We start from the raw sequence: 17,368 nt of genomic DNA on the forward strand, positions 1-17,368 counted from the left end.
GGCCGGGCGTACTACAATGACGAGCAAGTCATCCAATTCGCGTGACAATTCGAGTGCTTCAGGCACTTGAGTTGGCGGTCTCATTTTGACGGAATATTTCGTCAATCGATCTTTGCCAACCCATGAGGACACGCGAGAGAGAAACTCGCCGGCTGGGCGAGAGAGGGGCGTTGGACGTGGCATCACAGGTGTTTCTTGACGGCGAATTCGTCTCGAGCGACGCAGCGAGCGTGTCGGTGTTTGATCACGGCCTGCTGTACGGCGACGGCGTCTTTGAAGGCATTCGCGCATACGACGGGAATGTCTTTCGCCTCAAGCCGCACATCGAGCGGCTTTACCGTTCGGCAAAGTCGATTCTCCTCGACATCCCCTACACCCAGGAAGAGATGATCGGCCTGGTATGCGAGACCGTACGGCGAAATGGTCTATCCTCGGCGTACATCCGCCTCGTGGTCACGCGCGGCAGCGGCGACCTGGGGCTGAATCCATACAACTGCACAAAGGCGCGCGTATTCATCATCGCGCAGCAACTGTCGCTGTTCCCGAAGGAACTGTATGAAGAAGGAATTCAGGCCATCACGGCCGCGACCCGGCGGATGCGCGGCGACGTGCTGAATCCGAAGATCAAGTCTCTCAATTATCTCAACAATATTCTGATTAAGATGGAAGCCATTCACGCAGGCGCGAACGAAGCCATCGTGCTGAACCACGAGGGATATGTCGTCGAAGGATCCGGTGAGAACATCTTCCTCGTGCGCGACGGTGTGCTGATCACGCCGCCAGCTTATCTCGGCGCGCTTGAGGGCATCACGCGCCAGGCGGTCATCGACTTGGCGCCGTCGCTCGGCCTTGAGGTCAGGCAGGAACCCTTCACGCAACACGACGTGTACGTGGCGGATGAGGTCTTTTTGACGGGCACCGCCGCCGAAATCGTGCCCGTCGTGGGCGTCGACAGGCGCGTCATCGGCCAGGGCGTTCCCGGGCGCGTGACGCAGCGGGTTCATGCCGCATTTCAGGAAATCGTGCGGGCGGACGGCGTGCGGATCGAGAAGGCTCGCGTCTGACGCCGCACGCGCAGGATGGCGGCCACGCCTTGAGTGGCCCGGTCCTGGGCATCTTCGGATGGAGAAGCCCTCGGCCAACGCGGGTCAAAGGCCATGCGAGATGGGCGGAACAGAAAAGACAGAAAGAGATAGCGAAGGTTTTGCGAGGAGTGGCGAAGATGAGAAGCGACATGATCAAGAAGGGCGTGGACCGAGCGCCTCACAGGGCTCTGCTCTATGCCACGGGTGTCAAACCCCGGGATCTGAGCAAGCCGTTTATCGGCGTGTGTAACTCGTACGTCGATATCGTCCCGGGTCACGTGCATCTCCGCGAATTTGCGGAAGTTGTGAAAGATGCCATTCGCCAGGCCGGCGGCGTTCCGTTCGAGTTCAACACCATCGGGGTGGACGACGGCATCGCCATGGGCCACATCGGCATGCGGTATTCGCTGGCGAGCCGCGAACTCATCGCGGATTCCGCAGAGACGATGATCAACGCTCACTGGTTCGACGGCGTCTTTTTCATCCCGAACTGCGACAAGATCACCCCAGGCATGCTCATGGCGGCCGTTCGGTGCAATGTGCCTGCGGTGTTTGTGTCTGGTGGCCCCATGGAGGCAGGGCGGTCGCGCACCGGGCGTCCGCTCTCCCTGAGCTCGGTGTTTGAAGGCGTGGGCCAGTACATGAGCGGGCAGATCTCCGAAGAGGATTTGCTCGATCTCGAGCGCAACGCATGTCCCACATGCGGATCGTGTTCCGGCATGTTCACCGCGAATTCGATGAACTGCATCATGGAGATGCTTGGCATTGCGCTTCCCGGCAATGGCACGCTCGTGGCCACGTCGAAAGAGCGGCACGAGCTCATCTACGAGGCCGCGAAACATCTCATCCGCATGGTGGAACAGGATATTCGTCCGCGCGACATCATCACCCGCGAAGCGATTGACGACGCATTCGCCTTGGACATGGCCATGGGCGGATCGACCAATACGGTCCTGCATTTGATGGCCATCGCGCACGAGGCGGGCATCGACTATTCCCTCAGCGATATTAACGAAATCGCCAAACGAGTTCCGTATCTCGCAAAAATCAGCCCTGCCTCCGAGTACAGCATCCAGGACGTGCACCGCGCGGGCGGCGTGTCGGCCATCATTCGCGAGCTGTGTGAACATACCGACGCGGTCCATCCCGATCGGATCACCGTGACGGGCAAGACGCTCTACGAGCAGGTGAAAGACGCGAAGATTCTCGATGAGCGCGTCATTCGCCCGGCGTCCAATCCATACAGCCGGGAGGGCGGCCTGTCCATCTTGTTTGGCAACCTCGCACCGGACGGGGCGGTTCTGAAAGTCGGCGCGGTCGATCCCGACATTCAGCGCTTTGTCGGGCGCGCCATCTGCTTCAATTCGCAGGATGAGGCCATGGAAGGCATCAACAGCGGCAAGGTGCAGCCGGGGCACGTCGTCGTCATCCGCTACGAAGGGCCAAAAGGCGGCCCCGGCATGCCGGAGATGCTCGCCCCCACGTCATCCATCGTCGGAAGAGGCCTGGGCCGCGAAGTCGCCCTGATCACCGACGGGCGATTCTCGGGAGCCACGCGCGGGATCTGCGTGGGCCACATCTCACCCGAGGCTGGCGTGGGCGGACCGATTGCACTGATTGAAGATGGGGACGAGATCGAGATCGACATCCCGAACCGCTCCATCACCCTGAAGGTGTCTGACGAGGAACTGGCCGCGCGGCGCGCGAGATACCAACCGCCCGCCAAGGAGAAACTCACGGGCTACCTCGCGCGATATCAGAAACTGGTCACGTCGGCGAACACCGGCGCCGTGTTGACGGTGGACGCATGAGAACCCTTGTGGAGAGGAGGAAACGCGATGCCTGGCATTTCAAAACCCGCGGATGACGAGATGCTGTCGCGCACAGGAGAAACAGGCGCCCTCTGGATGAAAGGTGCCGACATGGTCGTAGAGGCCTTGCGCCGGGAGCAGGTCGAAGTCATCTTCGGTTACCCCGGCGGGGCGGTGCTGCCGCTCTATGATGCGCTGTACCAGTGTGGCATTCGCCACGTTTTGACGCGGCATGAACAGGGCGCGATTCACGCGGCGGAGGGCTACGCGCGCGTAACGGGAAAACCGGGCGTCGTCATTGCCACAAGCGGTCCGGGCGCCACCAACCTGGTCACGGGCTTGGCCGACGCGATGATGGACAGCATTCCGCTGGTGGCCATCACGGGACAGGTGGCCAAGACGGTCATCGGGACCGACGCGTTCCAGGAGACGTCTATCATCGGGATTTCGACGCCCATCACCAAGCACAACTACCAAATCCGGCACGCCTCGGAGATCCCCAAGGTGTTCAAAGAGGCGTTCCATATCGCCAATTCCGGACGCAAGGGGCCCGTGCTGATCGACATTCCGAAGGACGTGTCGGGCGAAGAAGCGTGGTTCACCTACGACGATCCGCCGCAGCTGCCGGGGTATCAGCCGACGGTGGTGCCGCACCACATGCAGATCCGCAAGCTGATGCACGGCCTCCAGCACGCCAAACGCCCGGTGATTCTGGCGGGAGCCGGCGTGTTGCACGCGCGTGCGACCGACAAGCTCCTTGCGTTCGTGGAGAAGTACCAGCTGCCGGTTGTGCAGACACTGCTCGGACTCGGGGGTTTTCCCGCTTCCCATCCGCTCTGCCTCGGCATGGGGGGGATGCATGGGAGCGCCGCCGCGAATAAGGCGTTGTACGAGACGGACTTCTTGATCAATCTCGGCGCGCGCTTTGACGATCGCCTGACGGGCAAATTGGAACACTTTGCGCCCAACGCGATGGTGGCGCACATCGACATCGATCCGGCCGAGATCGGCAAAAACGTGCCGACGGACATTCCGGTCGTGGGGGACGTCGGCGAGGCGCTGGAGATGATGCTCGGCATCGACGTGCCTCCTCCGGACGCGGCGGCTTGGCGTGAGGAACTATTGCGGGTGAAACGCGAGTTGCCGTTCTGGTGGGTGCAGGATGGGCCAGCCATCAAGCCGCAGCGCCTGATTGCCGAGATCGCGCGGATCACCAAGGGCGATGTCATCGTCACGACGGACGTCGGGCAGCACCAGATGTGGGCGGCTCAGTTCTTTCCGCTCAACCAGCCGGATCGCTGGGTGACATCAGGCGGGCTCGGCACCATGGGCTTCGGTCTGCCTGCGGCCATCGGGGCGCACTTTGGCCACCCGGATAAGCAGGTTGTGGCCATCCTCGGCGACGCAGGGTTCCAGATGACGCTGCAGGAACTCGCGGTCATCGGCGAGCACCAGTTGCCCATCAAGGTCGTGATTGTGAACAACAGCGCGCTGGGCATGGTTCGGCAGTGGCAGGAGTTGTTCCACGGCGAGCGATATTCGGAGTCGCTGCTCCCGTGGCAACCGGACTTCGTGAAGCTCGGCGAGGCGTACCGCATTCCGTCGATGCGGGTCGAGCGGGATGACGAGTTGACGTCGGCGCTCGAGGCGTTTTTGGGGCAGCCCGGTCCCGGGTTGTTGGAGTGCGTGGTCGATCCGAACGAAAACGTGTATCCCATGGTCGCGCCGGGCACGGGCATCCACCAGATGGTGGGGGTGAAACCATGACGCCGGTGTTGTCGGTCCTCGTGCACAACAAGCCTGGGGTGCTCAATCGCATTACTGCGCTGTTCATGCGCAAGGGATTCAACATCCAGAGCCTGACGGTCTGCATCACGGAAAATCCCGAAATCTCGCGCATGACCATCGTGATGAGTGACATGGATGAGGCGGCGCTGGAACAGGTCATCAAGCAGTTGCACAAGCAGATCGACGTGCTCAAGGTGACTGATCTCACGGATCAGGCCATGGTGGCGCGGGAACTCGCGCTCATCCGAGTGAATAGCCCGATCGCGGAGCGCGCCGTCATTCACTCCCTGATTGAGCCCTTCCGGGCGAACATCGTGGATGTCGGCCGGGAGACGGTGACGGTGCAGGTCACGGGCGACGCGGAAAAGATCGATGCTCTGATTGCCCTTCTGCGGCCGTACGGCATTCGCGAATTGGCGCGCACGGGCCTCACCGCCTTGCCGCGTGAGGCGGCGGCCGGCGCGGATGCCAAGCGCGCGGGAGAAGCGCAGGTGCTTCACATTTAGGGCGTTTGAGCTGGCGGGGCGAAAGGCCCCGCCGGGATGGCGAAGGCAACGAGCCTCGGAACACAAGTTCTACATATGCGAGGAGTGAATGAAATGGAAAAGATCTATTATGACGCTGATATCTCGATTCAGCCGCTGGCGGACAAGCGGATCGCGGTCGTGGGGTACGGTTCGCAGGGACATGCGCACGCGCAAAACCTCCGCGACAGCGGTTTTGACGTCGTGATCGGACTGCGACCCGGCGCGTCCTGGGCCAAGGCGGAGGCGGATGGGTTCCGCGTGATGGCGGTCGGCGAGGCGGTTGAGGAGTCGGACGTGATCATGATTCTCTTGCCCGACGAGCGCCAGCCGGCTGTGTATGAGCGCGAGATTCGCCCCTACCTCACGGCGGGCAAAGCGCTGGCATTCGCACACGGGTTCAACATTCACTTCTCGCAGATCCAGCCCCCGAAAGACGTGGATGTGTTCATGGTGGCTCCGAAGGGCCCGGGGCATTTGGTTCGGCGGGTCTACGAGGCGGGCGGCGGAGTGCCTGCGCTGATCGCCGTCCACCAGGACGCGAGCGGCCAAGCGAAGGATCTCGCCCTCGCCTACGCGAGAGGCATCGGCGCAGGCCGGGCCGGGATCCTGACCACGACCTTCCGCGAGGAGACCGAGACGGATTTGTTCGGCGAGCAGGCGGTCTTGTGCGGGGGTCTGTCGGCGCTGATCAAGGCCGGTTTCGAGACCTTGGTGGAGGCCGGCTATCAGCCGGAGATTGCGTACTTCGAGTGTCTGCACGAGATGAAGCTGATTGTCGATCTGATTTACGAGGGCGGGCTGGAGTACATGCGGTACTCCATCTCTGACACGGCGCAGTGGGGCGACTTCACGTCTGGGCCGCGGATCATCACGGAAGAGACGAAGAAGGAAATGCGGCGGATCCTCGCCGACATCCAGAGCGGCGCCTTCGCCAAGGGCTGGATCTTGGAGAACCAGGCGAACCGGCCCATGTTCAACGCCATCAACCGGCGCGAACTCGAACATCCCATCGAGGTGGTCGGGCGCAAGCTGCGCAGCATGATGCCGTTCATCAAGGCCAAGCGGCCAGGGGACGATCGCGTCCCGGCCGCCGCGGAGCGGGCGTGATCGCACGGGCGATGCGGGGCGGCGGGCGCATCGCGTTCGCCTGAGCCGTCGCACATACGGACGGAAAGGGTCGGATGCCATGACGAAGAACATTGCCATCTTGCCGGGGGACGGCATCGGCCGAGAGGTCACGGCGGAGGCGGTGAAGCTGATCCAAATCGTCGCCGCGAGCCGGGGAGAGACGTGGAATCTCGAAGAGGGACTCATCGGCGGGAGCGCCATCGATGCGACGGGATCGCCGTTGCCTGAAGAGACCGTGAAGCTGTGTCGAGCGGCAGACGCTGTGTTGCTCGGGGCTGTCGGGGGGCCCAAGTGGGACCACCTGCCTGGCGACGCGCGGCCAGAGGCCGGGCTGCTCGGGATCCGCAAGGCACTTGAGGTGTACGCGAACCTTCGCCCCATTCGCACTTGGCCAGGTCTCTTGCTGGCCTCGCCGCTCAAACCCGAATTGGTCGAAGGCGTGGACTTCATCATCGTTCGAGAGTTGACCGGCGGGCTTTACTTCGGCGAACCGAAAGCGCGACTTGATGGCGGCGAGGCCGTTGTGGACACGCTCCACTACACTCGGGCGGAGATCCGGCGCGTGGTCCGAGTGGCCTTCGATCTTGCGCGAGGGCGGCGCCGCCACCTCACCTCCGTCGACAAGGCGAATGTGCTCGAGTCGAGCCGCGTGTGGCGGGAAGTCGTACAGGAGGTCGCCACCGAATATCCGGACGTGTCGGTGGAGCATTTGCTGGTCGACAATGCGGCGATGCAGATTATCACGCGTCCGAAGACGTTCGATGTGATCGTCACGGAGAACATGTTCGGCGACATTTTGAGCGACGAGGCCGCGGTCATCACGGGCTCCATCGGCATGCTCCCGTCGGCGAGCCTGGGTGAGGCAGGTCCGGGGTTGTACGAGCCCGTCCATGGATCGGCGCCGGACATCGCGGGGCAGGGTCTTGCCAATCCGCTTGCGACCTTCCTGTCCGTCGCGCTGATGATGAGGCACTCCCTGCACCTCCCGGAGGCTGCGGAGGCCATTGAGCAGGCGGTGCATGGCGTGATCGAACGAGGGGTTCGTACGCGCGATCTCGCCCGCACGAACGAGGCGTTTGTGAAGACCGCGGAAGTGAGCGCCATGGTTTGCGAAGACGTGAAAAGGAGGCTCGGTTGATGGGGAGAACGCTGTTCGAAAAAGTCTGGGATGCGCACGTCGTCAAGGAGTTGCCTGACGGACAGACGCTTCTCTACATTGATCTGCACCTCGTCCATGAGGTCACGTCGCCTCAGGCGTTCGCGGGACTTCGTTTCGCGGGGCGCAAGGTTCGCCGGCCCGAACTCACGTTTGCGACGATGGATCACAACGTTCCGACGGTGAATCCGAAGGATGTGCGGGACGCCATCGCGCGCAAACAGATTGAAACGCTGGAACAGAATTGCCGCGAGTTCGGCGTGCAACTGGCTGGGCTCGACAGCCCATTCCAGGGAATTGTCCACGTCATCGGTCCTGAACTCGGGCTGACCATGCCCGGAAAGACCATCGTCTGCGGCGACAGCCACACCTCGACGCACGGCGCATTCGGAGCACTCGCGTTTGGCATTGGCACGAGCGAGGTGGAGCACGTGCTTGCGACGCAGTGCCTGTGGCAGAGCCGCCCGAAAACCATGCGGATTCAGTTGAACGGATCGCTGCAGCCGGGCGTCACGGCAAAAGATGTCATCCTCGGCCTCATCGCGAAGTACGGCGTGAACTTCGGCACGGGCCATGTGGTGGAGTACGCCGGGACCCTGATTCCGCAACTCAGCATGGAGCAACGCATGACCATCTGCAACATGTCCATCGAGTTCGGCGCGCGAGCCGGCATGATGGCACCGGATGAAACGACCCTCGCGTACGTGCAGGGCCGCCGCTATGCCCCAAAGGGGGCGGACTGGGACGCGTGCGTGGCGGAGTGGCGTGAACTGAGGTCCGATCCGGATGCCGTCTTCGACGTGGATGTCGTCTTCGACGTGAGTGACCTAGAACCGCAGGTCACGTGGGGCACCAATCCGGGGCAGGGCGTGGGCATCAGCGGCGTGGTGCCGGACCCCAAGGATGCGAAGTCCGAGGAGGAGGCTCTCGCCATCCGCCAGGCGCTCGAATACATGGACCTGAAGCCGGGAACCAAGATCTCGGAGATCCCGATTCAGCACGTGTTTATCGGTTCGTGCACCAACGCTCGCATCGAGGACCTGCGGCTGGCGGCGAGCATCGTCAAAGGGCGGCGCGTCGCGGACGGGGTTCGCGCCGTGGTGGTGCCGGGATCGAAACAGGTCAAACAGCAGGCGGAGGCCGAGGGACTGCACGAGATCTTCCTTGAGGCGGGCTTCGAGTGGCGCGAGCCCGGGTGCAGCGCGTGCCTTGGGATGAATCCCGATATCATTCCGGCTGGCGAGCGGTGTGCGTCGACCTCCAATCGCAACTTCGAAGGCCGGCAGGGGAAGGGAGCCCGCACACACCTCGTCAGCCCGGCCATGGCCGCCGCGGCAGCCATCGCGGGCCACTTTGTCGACGTGCGCGAGCTGACCTCGGAAGGAGTGACGGCGTGATGGAGCCCATCGTCAAGCACGAAGGCCTCGTGGTCTGCATGAACCGCGTGAACGTGGATACGGATCAGATCATCCCGAAGCAGTTTCTCAAGCGGATCGAGCGCGACGGGTTCGGCGAGTTCCTGTTCTTCGACTGGCGGTACCTTCCGGACGGATCGCCCAATCCCGAGTTCGAGCTGAACCGTCCGGAGGCCCGGGGCGCGACCATCCTATTGGTCGACGACAACTTCGGATGCGGATCGTCCCGCGAGCACGCAGTGTGGGCACTTCGCGACTACGGTTTCCGGGTGATCCTCGCTCCGTCGTTCGCCGATATTTTCTATAACAATTGTTTCAAGAACGGCCTGCTGCCCATTCGCATTCCGCGCGAGCTGTACAAGCAACTGTCCGAGTCGCACGCGCGCGGCGAGTGGCGGCGCATGACGGTGGATCTCGAGCGGCAGACGGTCGAGACCGATCACGGCATCAGCTTTTCTTTCGAGATCGATCCGCACAAGCGCCACATGCTCTTGCACGGCCTCGACGACATCGGCATCACGCTCCAGTACGAGGCGGACATCGCCGCGTACGAGGCGTCTCGCCGCCCGTACCAATTCGTCTACGCGTGAAACGAAGCATTCCGCGGCCGCTGGGTGTCATCGCCCGGCGGCCGTCTGTTTGCGCGCGCCTCGCCCTGTGATACACTAGCCGCGGAGAGCGAGGGACGTTCGTTGACGACGCCAATCTCGGAACAAGTGACGGAAATCATTCGCTGGATTTTCTCTTCGTATAGCCGCGTGCCGCGGGAGCGGAGACAGGGGTTTGATCGCGACGTGCGGCATCCGGAGTGGACGAGGCGCCTGCTCGATGCGCTGGGGCGGCCGGACGAGCGGGTGTACAACGTCGCCGTGACGGGGAGCAAGGGGAAGGGTTCGCACGCCATCCTGACGGCGGCCATCTTGCAGCAGATGGGTGTGCGCGTCGGCCTGTTCACGAGCCCCCACTTGATTGATTTCCTGGAGCGCATCCGCCTGCAGGGCCTGCCGATTCCCGAAGAGGATTTTGTGCGCCTCGGGGAGCAGGTTCGAAGCGCGGCGTCCGCTCTGCCCGTGCCGGAAGACCAGTACATGGGCCCCGTCGGGCTCGTGGCGGCCATCGCGGCCCTGTGGTACCAGGAGCAGGGCGTGGAAGCCGCGGTGTACGAACTCGGCCGCGGCGCGCGACATGACGACGTGAATCAGGTTGCACACCGCGGCGCCATCGTCGCCCCCATCTTCGGCGAACACCTGGACAAGCTGGGACCGACGTGGGAAGACGTCGTGATCGCGAAAATGGGCATCCTGACGGAGACCACCGCTTGGGCGGCCCTGAGCGCCCAGCCGCCGTTGTCGCGCAAGGTGATGGCGCCCTTCCTAACGGCGTTTCGCGCGTCGGGCGGCGAGGTGCTCGAAGTGGGAAGCGACATCGAATGGACCCTCGACGATCGCGGCGGGGCTGCTGCGGCGGTGACGGTGCGCGGACCGGGGTTCACGGCGGAAGTTCGCGTGGACGAGCGCCTCATCCCGTATGCGGACAACCTCGCGGCGTCCGCTGCCGCCGCCCGCCAAGTCCTGCGCGATCTCGGCCGCGACACACGCGAACTCGTGGCCGACCTGCGCGGGCTCACGCTGATCGGGCGGCTTCAGCGGGTACACCGGCACCCGGATGTCGTGATCGACGGAGCCATTCACGCGCTGAGCGCCGCCTATGTCCGCCGGTTCGCGGAGCGCTGGTGCGACGCGCAAGCGGGGGATGGGCGAGTGCACCTCGTTTTGTCCCTGCCGGACGACAAGGACGCCGAGGGCGTGGTGCGAGAACTCGCGCCCTTGGCTCACCGCATCGTGTTCACCGAGACGACGAATCCCACCCTTCACTTCACGCGGGACTTGGTGGCGCTCGCGGCGCGGATGGGTTACAGCGCCGCTCATGAGCCGAATCCGGACGATGCCATCCGCGGGGTCCTCTCCGCGGCTTCATCGCGCGATCTCGTCCTGCTCATCGGGACGCAGTCCTTTGTAGGCGATGCGCTGCGATTCTTCGGTGTATCCACGGGGCCCATCTGGGCCGGAACCGGAGAGGGTGGGGCGCCGTGTTGACGCAATTGCTGCTCATTGGGCTTGGCATCGGCCTCGACAACGGCCTGGCCGCCGTCGGGCTCGGCGCGTCCGGGCTCAGCCGGCGCGCGCAGTGGCGCGTCGCGTTTCTTTTCGCCTTGTTCGAGGCGTGGATGCCTGTCCTTGGCATCTGGGCCGGGCGCGAGGTGGCGAGCGTGCTCGGCAGGAGCGCGCACGTGGTCGGGATTGCCATCCTGGCTTTGCTCGGCCTGTACAGCCTGTTCAAGCGGCGCGAGGAAGAGGACGAGGTCGAGGCCGTCGAGCGGGCTCATGGCCTGCAGATCATCCTTCTCGCCATCGCCCTGTCCATCGACAATCTGACCGTCGGCTTCAGCCTTGGCATGATGCGCGCGCCGCTCGCTGTCGCCGGCGTCGTCTTTGGCAGCGTGAGTTTTCTGCTGACCATCGCGGGTCTGGAGGCCGGGCGGTTCCTGGCGTCCCGCGTGGAACATCTGCCGGCAGAGCGCTTGACGGGACTCGTGCTGCTCGCCGTCGCGGGCTGGATGGCCGCCATGGCATGACAGCCCGCGTATCCTTGTCTTGCCGAAAGTTGACGGTTTTTGAGCGCACCGACGGATGTAGTATAATGACCGAGTACAAAATACGGCATTGGGCGATCTCGCTTGACCCAGGGGATACGCGGCGAGATCGCGAGGGATGAGGAGGTTCTGCTGATGGCAGCGGAAACGACATTCAAAGCCGGGCTGGAAGACGTGGTGTCCAACACGTCGGAAATCTGCTTCCTGGATGGGAAACAGGGTCGCCTTCTGTACTACGGATATGATATCCACGATCTCGTCGATGGCGGCGCCTCATTTGAGGAGGTCGTGTACCTTCTGTGGCACGGCGAGCTGCCGAATCAGTCGCAGCTGAAAGCGTTCACCGATGAGCTCGCCAGCGAGCGCGCGCTTTCCGAGCCCGTGCTGGACCTGTTGAAACGCCTGCCGAAGGACGCAAACGCCATGGCCGTACTGCGCACGGCGGTTTCCTTCCTCGGCCTGTACGACCCAGATGACGGCGACGAGAGCCTCGAGGCCAATTATCGGAAAGCGGCGCGGCTTGTCGCCAAGATCCCGACCATCGTCACCTCCTATGAGCGCATCCGGCAAGGACTCGAGCCTGTTCAACCGGATCCTTCACTGAGCGCGGCCGCAAACTTCTTCTATCTCCTCCGTGGGACCAAGCCTTCCGAATTCGAGGAGAAGGCGTTCAACACCGCACTCATTCTGCACGCTGATCACGAACTCAACGCTTCGACGTTCTCGGCGCGTGTGACGGCGGGCACGTTGTCCGACATGTATTCCGCCATCACGTCGGCGATTGGCACGCTCAAAGGGCCGTTGCACGGCGGTGCCAACGAGCAGGTGATGCGCATGTTGCTCGAGATCGGCGAGCCCAGCAAGGCCATCGCCTGGATTGACGAGGCGCTTGCGCAAAAGAAGAAGATCATGGGCTTCGGCCACCGCGTGTACCGCACGGAGGACCCGCGTGCGACGCATCTTCGCCGGCTCAGCAAGCAGGCCGGCGAGCTGACCGGCGAAACGAAGTGGTTTGAGATGTCTCAGGCCATCGAAAAACACATGCTCGAGGTCAAGGGTCTGCACGCGAACGTGGACTTCTATTCGGCGTCCCTTTACTATTCTCTCGGCATTCCCACCCATCTCTACACGCCCATCTTCGCCTGCAGCCGGATTTCGGGATGGACCGCGCACGTGCTCGAGCAGTACAAGAACAACCGTCTCATCCGTCCGCGGGCCGAGTACGTCGGACCTACGGATCGCAAGTTTGTCCCGCTCAGCGAGCGGTGAGGATGTTTTTCATCTCTGTGAAGCGGCGCACCTCCGTCAGGCGCGCCGCGTTTGCGCATTTCCACCGCCTTCGGTGGCAGTGCCTTCGCCCTTTGGGGCGAATTCGCAGCACGTCCCTCGCCGTCCCGGGGCATGCTATCCCCAGGGAGGGATGACGGATGGCAAAGAGCAATCGCCTGTTGCTCGGGCAGGCTTCCCGCGCGCTTCAGGACATGAAGTACGAGATCGCAGGAGAGCTCGGCATTACACCGCCTGCGGACGGATACTGGGGATTCGTCTCGTCGTATGAGAACGGTTCCATCGGTGGAAGTATTACCAAAAGGCTCGTTCAATATGCGCAGGAGCGGCTGGCGCAAGGAGACGTCGAGTCCCGGTAAAGTTGGGTTCAAAGCGAAGGCTGGGGTTTTGCCCCAGCCTTTCGTATGACTTCAAGCCAACACGAAACGACACCCCGCTGGGCGGGGTGCCGGCGAACCGATGAAGCGGTCAGTGGACGACGTTGTTCTTCATTTTGAATGTGACGTTTTTGAGCGTGCGCGCCAGGCGAACCGATGAAGCGGTCAGTGGACGACGTTGTTCTGCGCCTCGGTGGGCGCGGAGATTTTGCTGAGCGCCGCGCCGGCCTCGTTGACGTGAATGTCGACCGTGGCGAGATCGCCAATCGACAGGATGCCGCACAAATCGCCGCGTTCGTCCACGATGGGCAGGCGGCGAATCTGGTGTTGCGCCATGAGATCGGCCGCTTCGTGCGCGTCCATATCGGGCCGCCCCGTAACGACCGACTTCGTCATGCAGGCTTCAACGCGGGCGTCACACTTGCCCTGCGCCACGGCCTTCAGCACGATGTCACGGTCCGTGATGATACCGACCACGCGGCGGTTTTCGCACACGGGAATGGACCCGCAGTTTTCGCGTTTCATCGCTTGGGCCGCCTTTTGAATGGAGTCCGTGGCGGAGCAGCACGCGACGTCGGTGGTCATGATCTGCTGGACCTTCATGCCCCAATCCCTCCTCGGTGTCATCGGTTCACACGCCGTAGTATGTCCCATCGGCGTGAGCGGTGAGGGCTCAGGCTGTGGTGGATCGATGGGAGGCGCGCCAGTCCATCACGGCCTTGACAGCCGTTCCGACGCCCCAGATGGCGACGAGCCCGCGGAGGACGAGATCGAGCGGTTGCTGTGCGCCAATGGTTTGAGCGGCGGCCGGAGGGAGTCCGAGCCACGGCGAGGCCGCCCACGCAAACGAGAGCAGTCCAATCGAAAGAAGCGCGAGCACACTGGTGCGCGTGCGCCGGCGAGCGGCCCAAATGGCCCAGACGCCCAAGGCGAGGTAGATGTAGGCTTCCACGGGCGTGAAGCGGAAATAGGCGCCTAACTCCCGGCTCAAAGTGCCTGCCACGCCCAATGCGGCATAGAGCCATCCGATCAATCGACAAACCCATCTCGGCTGCACGAATGGGCACCCCTCTTCACCCGTTTGTCCCATATGTATGCGGTTCACAAACAGGCCATGTCCTTCGATGCGGGTTCGAGCGCCCATGTGGTATCTTAGTACGTGACATGTCGGGAGGGGTTGTCCTTGGCCGTCTCGTCGGAACATCGGAGAGGCTGGCGCATGGGCGTCATCATGGGCCTCGTCTGTGCGGTGATGGCGCTCTTGGTCATCGCGCTGGTATCGTGGAAATCTCGAAGGGCTTTGCCCGTGGTGCAGACGGCTCCTGTCTCCGTCCAGCGGATTGAACGCGTGACCCTGGCGACTGGCACGGTGCGCCCTGCGGCGCGCCAAATCATCAACTTGGACAACCTGCAGGCCCCGATTCAGCGCGTGTTGGTGCACGTGGGAGAGCACGTGCAGGCCGGGCAGCCCCTGGTGCAACTCAGCACGGCTTCCGCGGAGGCGAGCGTGCAGGCCGCCGCATCCGCGCTCGCGGACGCGAAGTCGGCGTACCAGCGCGTGCTGGCCCAATACAACCAGGCGCCGACGGCGCTCAAGGCGCTGTTTCTCCCGCAGCTGAACGCTGCCTTGGCGTCGGTGGCATCGGCGAGAAGTCAGCTGGCCCAGGCTCAGGCGAGCTTGGCTCAGTTGACCATCACGGCGACGCTGTCGGGCGTTGTGCTCATCGCGAATCCCAACGGCGTGGACGCAAACGGCAATCCGACGCCTGTGGTTGAGGTGGCGAGCCCAAAGAAGGACGTGATCGTCGATTTGTCAGAGGTGGACGCCGCCCAGATCCAAGTGGGCATGACCGCCACCATGCAAACCGACGCATATCCGAATCAGACGTTCACCGGCGTCGTGGCGTCGATTGCACCGTATGCCGAAGTGTCTTCGAGCGGCGCTCCCGTGGTCGAAGTCACCGTGGAGCCGCGCGGATCGTTTCCCGTGCCGTACGGGTATCAGCTCACGTGTCGCATCCTGAGCCGGTCGCAGACTCCGGTCGCCGCGATTCCCTACAGCGCCGTTGTCCAAAATGGAACCGGCTATGCGGTCTACGAGTGGCGCAGCGGGCACGTGTACCTGGTACCGGTGAAGCTCGGCATGACAAGCGACACCGCGGTGCAGGTGTTGTCCGGCGTCCACCCGGGCGATCGCGTCGTCGTCAATCCGCCAGACAATCTCGCGAATGGAGAGGCCGTGCGCACGTCATGATCCGCCTCGTGGGTGTGACCAAGTCGTATCGCGTGGGGGACCAGGTGATCCCCGTGCTCAAGGGCATCGATCTCGAGGTGGGCAGGGGCGAGTTTGTGACGATCATGGGCCCCTCGGGCAGCGGCAAATCGACGCTGATGCACATCGTCGGGCTGCTGGATCGCCCGACGTCCGGCGACTACGAGTTGAACGGGCAACCCGTGTTGCACTTGCCTTCGAATCATCTCGCCCGCCTCCGAAATCAGAACATCGGATTCGTCTTTCAGAATTTTCACCTGATCCCGCGCATGTCTGCGCTTCGGAACGTGGAACTGCCTATGGTCTACGCCGGTGTGCCCAGGGCCAGGCGGCGCGATCGCGCCATGGAATTGTTGGAGAAGGTCGGCATGGCAAATCGGGCGCATCACCTGCCAAACGAACTCTCCGGCGGGCAGCGTCAGCGCGTCGCCATTGCGCGGGCGCTGGCCAACGATCCCGCCGTCCTCCTCGCCGACGAGCCCACCGGTGCGCTGGATCAGCAAACGGGGGCCGAGATTCTGCGGCTCTTGCAGGACCTGAACGCATCCGGGCGCACCGTGATGGTCATCACGCACGATCCGCACGTCGCGCGGGCCGGTCGGCGCATCCTGCACATGGTCGATGGCGAGATCGTCCGAGAGGAGGTGCGCGATGAGTCTCGATGAGATGATTCGCATGGCCTTCGCATCGCTCGCTGCCAACAAGACCCGGGCATTTCTCACGATGGTCGGAATCTGGATTGGTGTGGCGTCCATTCTTGCCATCGTCGCCATCGGCAACGGAGGCAAGGCGATGGTCATCGGGGCCATCTCGAGCGGAAGCGAGCGAAACGTCATTCAGATTGTGCCGCGGGAACTCGTCGCGCCGGGGCTTCCTCAGCCGGGCCAGGTGTTGTCCATCGACGATTCCGATCTCGCCATCGCCGCCTCGTTCTCCGGGGTGGAGGCCGTGAATGAGACGTTTTACGGAACCGCCGTGGTGGAAAGCGGGGACAAGTCGGACAATGTCACGCTGTTCGCGGGACCATCGGACTTGAACGATCTCGCCCGCTTTCTCGTCGTCCGCGGCCGCATGTTCACGGCGGAGGACGTCCTGTCTCACCGCAACGTCGCGGTCATCAGCCAGTCGCTCGCGAATAAGCTGTTTGGGAGCGGGAATCCTCTCGGGGCGGTCATCACCTTGTCGGGGGTTCCGCTCGAGGTGGTCGGTGTCGCGCAGCCGGAACAGGCGAGCCTGTACTCGTTCGTCATGGGGAGCGACAATTTGTACATACCCGACACCACGTGCGAGGATATCTTCCCCAATTGGACAGCGTCCGAGATGGATGTGGTCGTCAAACCGGGAGTCGACGTTTCAAGCCTTGCGAACCGAATCGTGCTCGCGCTCAATATTCATGCGGGCGATCCGTCGGCGTTCGTGGATTCTTCCGGGCTTCTCGCGAGCGTGTCCGCTCTGGTGGGAAAGGTGACGACCATTTTGACGGCGGTGATCGGCGCGGTTGCAGGAATTGCGCTCGTCGTGGGAGGCGTCGGCGTGATGAACATCATGCTGGTGTCGGTCACGGAGCGCACGCAGGAGATAGGCATCCGCGTGTCACTGGGTGCTAAGAAACGTGACATTATAACCCAATTTTTAGTAGAGTCCATGACCATCACCTCCCTCGGGGGACTCGCGGGCATCGCCACCGGGATCGCGGTGAGCGTCGGACTGCGGGCGTTGACCGGTATTCCGGCGTCGGTGCCTTGGCCTGTCGGAGCGCTGTCCTTTGTCTTCTCGGCCGTGATCGGCGTCATTTGCGGTCTGTATCCGGCGGTGAAAGCCGCGAACCTGAATCCCATCGACGCGCTGCGGTACGAATAAGTTGCGCGC

At 63.0% G+C, this 17,368-nt stretch carries 17 protein-coding genes; 15 read left to right on the plus strand and 2 right to left on the minus strand.

Annotated features, from left to right (window positions below; translation table 11 throughout):
* The first annotated feature begins 176 nt into the window (after nucleotides 1-176).
* The 12 genes from ilvE (at nucleotide 177) to J3481_RS10060 (ending at nucleotide 13,209) form a co-directional block, all read left to right on the plus strand.
* Nucleotides 177-1,064, plus strand: a complete 888-nt coding sequence (gene ilvE, locus J3481_RS10005; RefSeq protein WP_206831897.1) for a branched-chain-amino-acid transaminase — start codon at nucleotides 177-179, stop codon at nucleotides 1,062-1,064.
* A gap of 158 nt (nucleotides 1,065-1,222) precedes the next feature.
* The gene (ilvD, locus tag J3481_RS10010; RefSeq protein ID WP_206831898.1) at nucleotides 1,223-2,896 is read left to right on the plus strand and encodes a dihydroxy-acid dehydratase; all 1,674 of its coding nucleotides are present in this window, start codon (nucleotides 1,223-1,225) and stop codon (nucleotides 2,894-2,896) included.
* A 27-nt stretch (nucleotides 2,897-2,923) separates the two neighbouring features.
* Nucleotides 2,924-4,663 carry a biosynthetic-type acetolactate synthase large subunit gene (gene ilvB, locus J3481_RS10015; protein ID WP_236011524.1) on the plus strand — a complete coding sequence of 580 codons (1,740 nt, stop codon included), beginning with the start codon at nucleotides 2,924-2,926 and terminating at the stop codon, nucleotides 4,661-4,663.
* Nucleotides 4,660-5,190, plus strand: a complete 531-nt coding sequence (gene ilvN, locus J3481_RS10020; protein ID WP_206831899.1) for an acetolactate synthase small subunit — start codon at nucleotides 4,660-4,662, stop codon at nucleotides 5,188-5,190. The genes ilvB and ilvN overlap by 4 nt, the downstream gene beginning before the upstream one ends.
* Nucleotides 5,191-5,283: 93 nt before the next feature.
* The gene (ilvC, locus tag J3481_RS10025) at nucleotides 5,284-6,318 is read left to right on the plus strand and encodes a ketol-acid reductoisomerase (protein ID WP_206831900.1); all 1,035 of its coding nucleotides are present in this window, start codon (nucleotides 5,284-5,286) and stop codon (nucleotides 6,316-6,318) included.
* Nucleotides 6,319-6,397: 79 nt separating this feature from the next.
* Entirely contained in the window at nucleotides 6,398-7,477 is a 1,080-nt protein-coding gene (gene leuB, locus J3481_RS10030; protein ID WP_206831901.1) for a 3-isopropylmalate dehydrogenase, read from the plus strand.
* Nucleotides 7,477-8,892 (plus strand): 3-isopropylmalate dehydratase large subunit, encoded by a 1,416-nt coding sequence (gene leuC / locus J3481_RS10035; RefSeq protein WP_206831902.1) that lies wholly within the window; start codon nucleotides 7,477-7,479, stop codon nucleotides 8,890-8,892. Before leuB ends, leuC begins: the two co-directional genes overlap by 1 nt.
* A complete protein-coding gene (gene leuD, locus J3481_RS10040; protein ID WP_206831941.1) occupies nucleotides 8,892-9,500 on the plus strand; it encodes a 3-isopropylmalate dehydratase small subunit in 609 nt (202 codons plus the stop codon). The genes leuC and leuD overlap by 1 nt, the downstream gene beginning before the upstream one ends.
* A gap of 102 nt (nucleotides 9,501-9,602) precedes the next feature.
* Nucleotides 9,603-11,006 (plus strand): glutamate ligase domain-containing protein, encoded by a 1,404-nt coding sequence (locus tag J3481_RS10045; RefSeq protein WP_206831903.1) that lies wholly within the window; start codon nucleotides 9,603-9,605, stop codon nucleotides 11,004-11,006.
* Entirely contained in the window at nucleotides 11,000-11,545 is a 546-nt protein-coding gene (locus J3481_RS10050; protein ID WP_206831904.1) for a manganese efflux pump MntP, read from the plus strand. The genes J3481_RS10045 and J3481_RS10050 overlap by 7 nt, the downstream gene beginning before the upstream one ends.
* A 153-nt stretch (nucleotides 11,546-11,698) precedes the next feature.
* Entirely contained in the window at nucleotides 11,699-12,832 is a 1,134-nt protein-coding gene (locus tag J3481_RS10055; RefSeq protein WP_206831905.1) for a citrate synthase, read from the plus strand.
* A gap of 158 nt (nucleotides 12,833-12,990) precedes the next feature.
* Complete coding sequence (locus J3481_RS10060; protein ID WP_206831906.1) at nucleotides 12,991-13,209, plus strand: alpha/beta-type small acid-soluble spore protein; 219 nt, start codon at nucleotides 12,991-12,993, stop codon at nucleotides 13,207-13,209.
* Between the two features lie 183 nt (nucleotides 13,210-13,392).
* Here J3481_RS10060 and J3481_RS10065 read toward each other — a convergent pair whose 3' ends face one another.
* Nucleotides 13,393-13,830, minus strand: coding sequence for a CBS domain-containing protein (locus J3481_RS10065; RefSeq protein ID WP_206831907.1), 438 nt, complete (start codon nucleotides 13,828-13,830; stop codon nucleotides 13,393-13,395).
* Between the two features lie 70 nt (nucleotides 13,831-13,900).
* Nucleotides 13,901-14,284: a hypothetical protein gene (locus tag J3481_RS10070; RefSeq protein WP_206831908.1), complete on the minus strand. Its 384-nt coding sequence runs from the start codon at nucleotides 14,282-14,284 to the stop codon at nucleotides 13,901-13,903.
* 126 nt (nucleotides 14,285-14,410) lie between these two features.
* On the opposite strand from J3481_RS10070, the gene J3481_RS10075 reads away from it, so the two are divergent.
* From J3481_RS10075 to J3481_RS10085, 3 genes are read left to right on the plus strand one after another with little or no spacing between them, the layout of a single operon-like run.
* On the plus strand, nucleotides 14,411-15,481 hold the full coding sequence (locus J3481_RS10075; RefSeq protein WP_206831909.1) for an efflux RND transporter periplasmic adaptor subunit: 1,071 nt from the start codon (nucleotides 14,411-14,413) through the stop codon (nucleotides 15,479-15,481).
* Nucleotides 15,478-16,164: an ABC transporter ATP-binding protein gene (locus J3481_RS10080; RefSeq protein WP_206831910.1), complete on the plus strand. Its 687-nt coding sequence runs from the start codon at nucleotides 15,478-15,480 to the stop codon at nucleotides 16,162-16,164. Before J3481_RS10075 ends, J3481_RS10080 begins: the two co-directional genes overlap by 4 nt.
* A complete protein-coding gene (locus J3481_RS10085; protein ID WP_206831911.1) occupies nucleotides 16,151-17,359 on the plus strand; it encodes an ABC transporter permease in 1,209 nt (402 codons plus the stop codon). The genes J3481_RS10080 and J3481_RS10085 overlap by 14 nt, the downstream gene beginning before the upstream one ends.
* The last annotated feature ends 9 nt before the right edge of the window (nucleotides 17,360-17,368 follow it).

Source organism: Alicyclobacillus fructus (genome assembly GCF_017329605.1).
GTDB lineage: Bacteria > Bacillota > Bacilli > Alicyclobacillales > Alicyclobacillaceae > Alicyclobacillus > Alicyclobacillus fructus.

What these genes read in the sequence shown, in the direction of transcription:
- ilvD (WP_206831898.1), top strand. Translation starts at nt 1,223, where the DNA reads ATGAGAAGCGACATGATCAAGAAGGGCGTGGACCGAGCGCCTCACAGG.
- ilvB (WP_236011524.1), top strand. Translation starts at nt 2,924, where the DNA reads ATGCCTGGCATTTCAAAACCCGCGGATGACGAGATGCTGTCGCGCACA.
- ilvN (WP_206831899.1), top strand. Translation starts at nt 4,660, where the DNA reads ATGACGCCGGTGTTGTCGGTCCTCGTGCACAACAAGCCTGGGGTGCTC.
- ilvC (WP_206831900.1), top strand. Translation starts at nt 5,284, where the DNA reads ATGGAAAAGATCTATTATGACGCTGATATCTCGATTCAGCCGCTGGCG.
- leuB (WP_206831901.1), top strand. Translation starts at nt 6,398, where the DNA reads ATGACGAAGAACATTGCCATCTTGCCGGGGGACGGCATCGGCCGAGAG.
- leuC (WP_206831902.1), top strand. Translation starts at nt 7,477, where the DNA reads ATGGGGAGAACGCTGTTCGAAAAAGTCTGGGATGCGCACGTCGTCAAG.
- leuD (WP_206831941.1), top strand. Translation starts at nt 8,892, where the DNA reads ATGGAGCCCATCGTCAAGCACGAAGGCCTCGTGGTCTGCATGAACCGC.
- J3481_RS10055 (WP_206831905.1), top strand. Translation starts at nt 11,699, where the DNA reads ATGGCAGCGGAAACGACATTCAAAGCCGGGCTGGAAGACGTGGTGTCC.
- J3481_RS10060 (WP_206831906.1), top strand. Translation starts at nt 12,991, where the DNA reads ATGGCAAAGAGCAATCGCCTGTTGCTCGGGCAGGCTTCCCGCGCGCTT.
- J3481_RS10065 (WP_206831907.1), bottom strand. Translation starts at nt 13,830, where the DNA reads ATGAAGGTCCAGCAGATCATGACCACCGACGTCGCGTGCTGCTCCGCC.
- J3481_RS10080 (WP_206831910.1), top strand. Translation starts at nt 15,478, where the DNA reads ATGATCCGCCTCGTGGGTGTGACCAAGTCGTATCGCGTGGGGGACCAG.
- J3481_RS10085 (WP_206831911.1), top strand. Translation starts at nt 16,151, where the DNA reads ATGAGTCTCGATGAGATGATTCGCATGGCCTTCGCATCGCTCGCTGCC.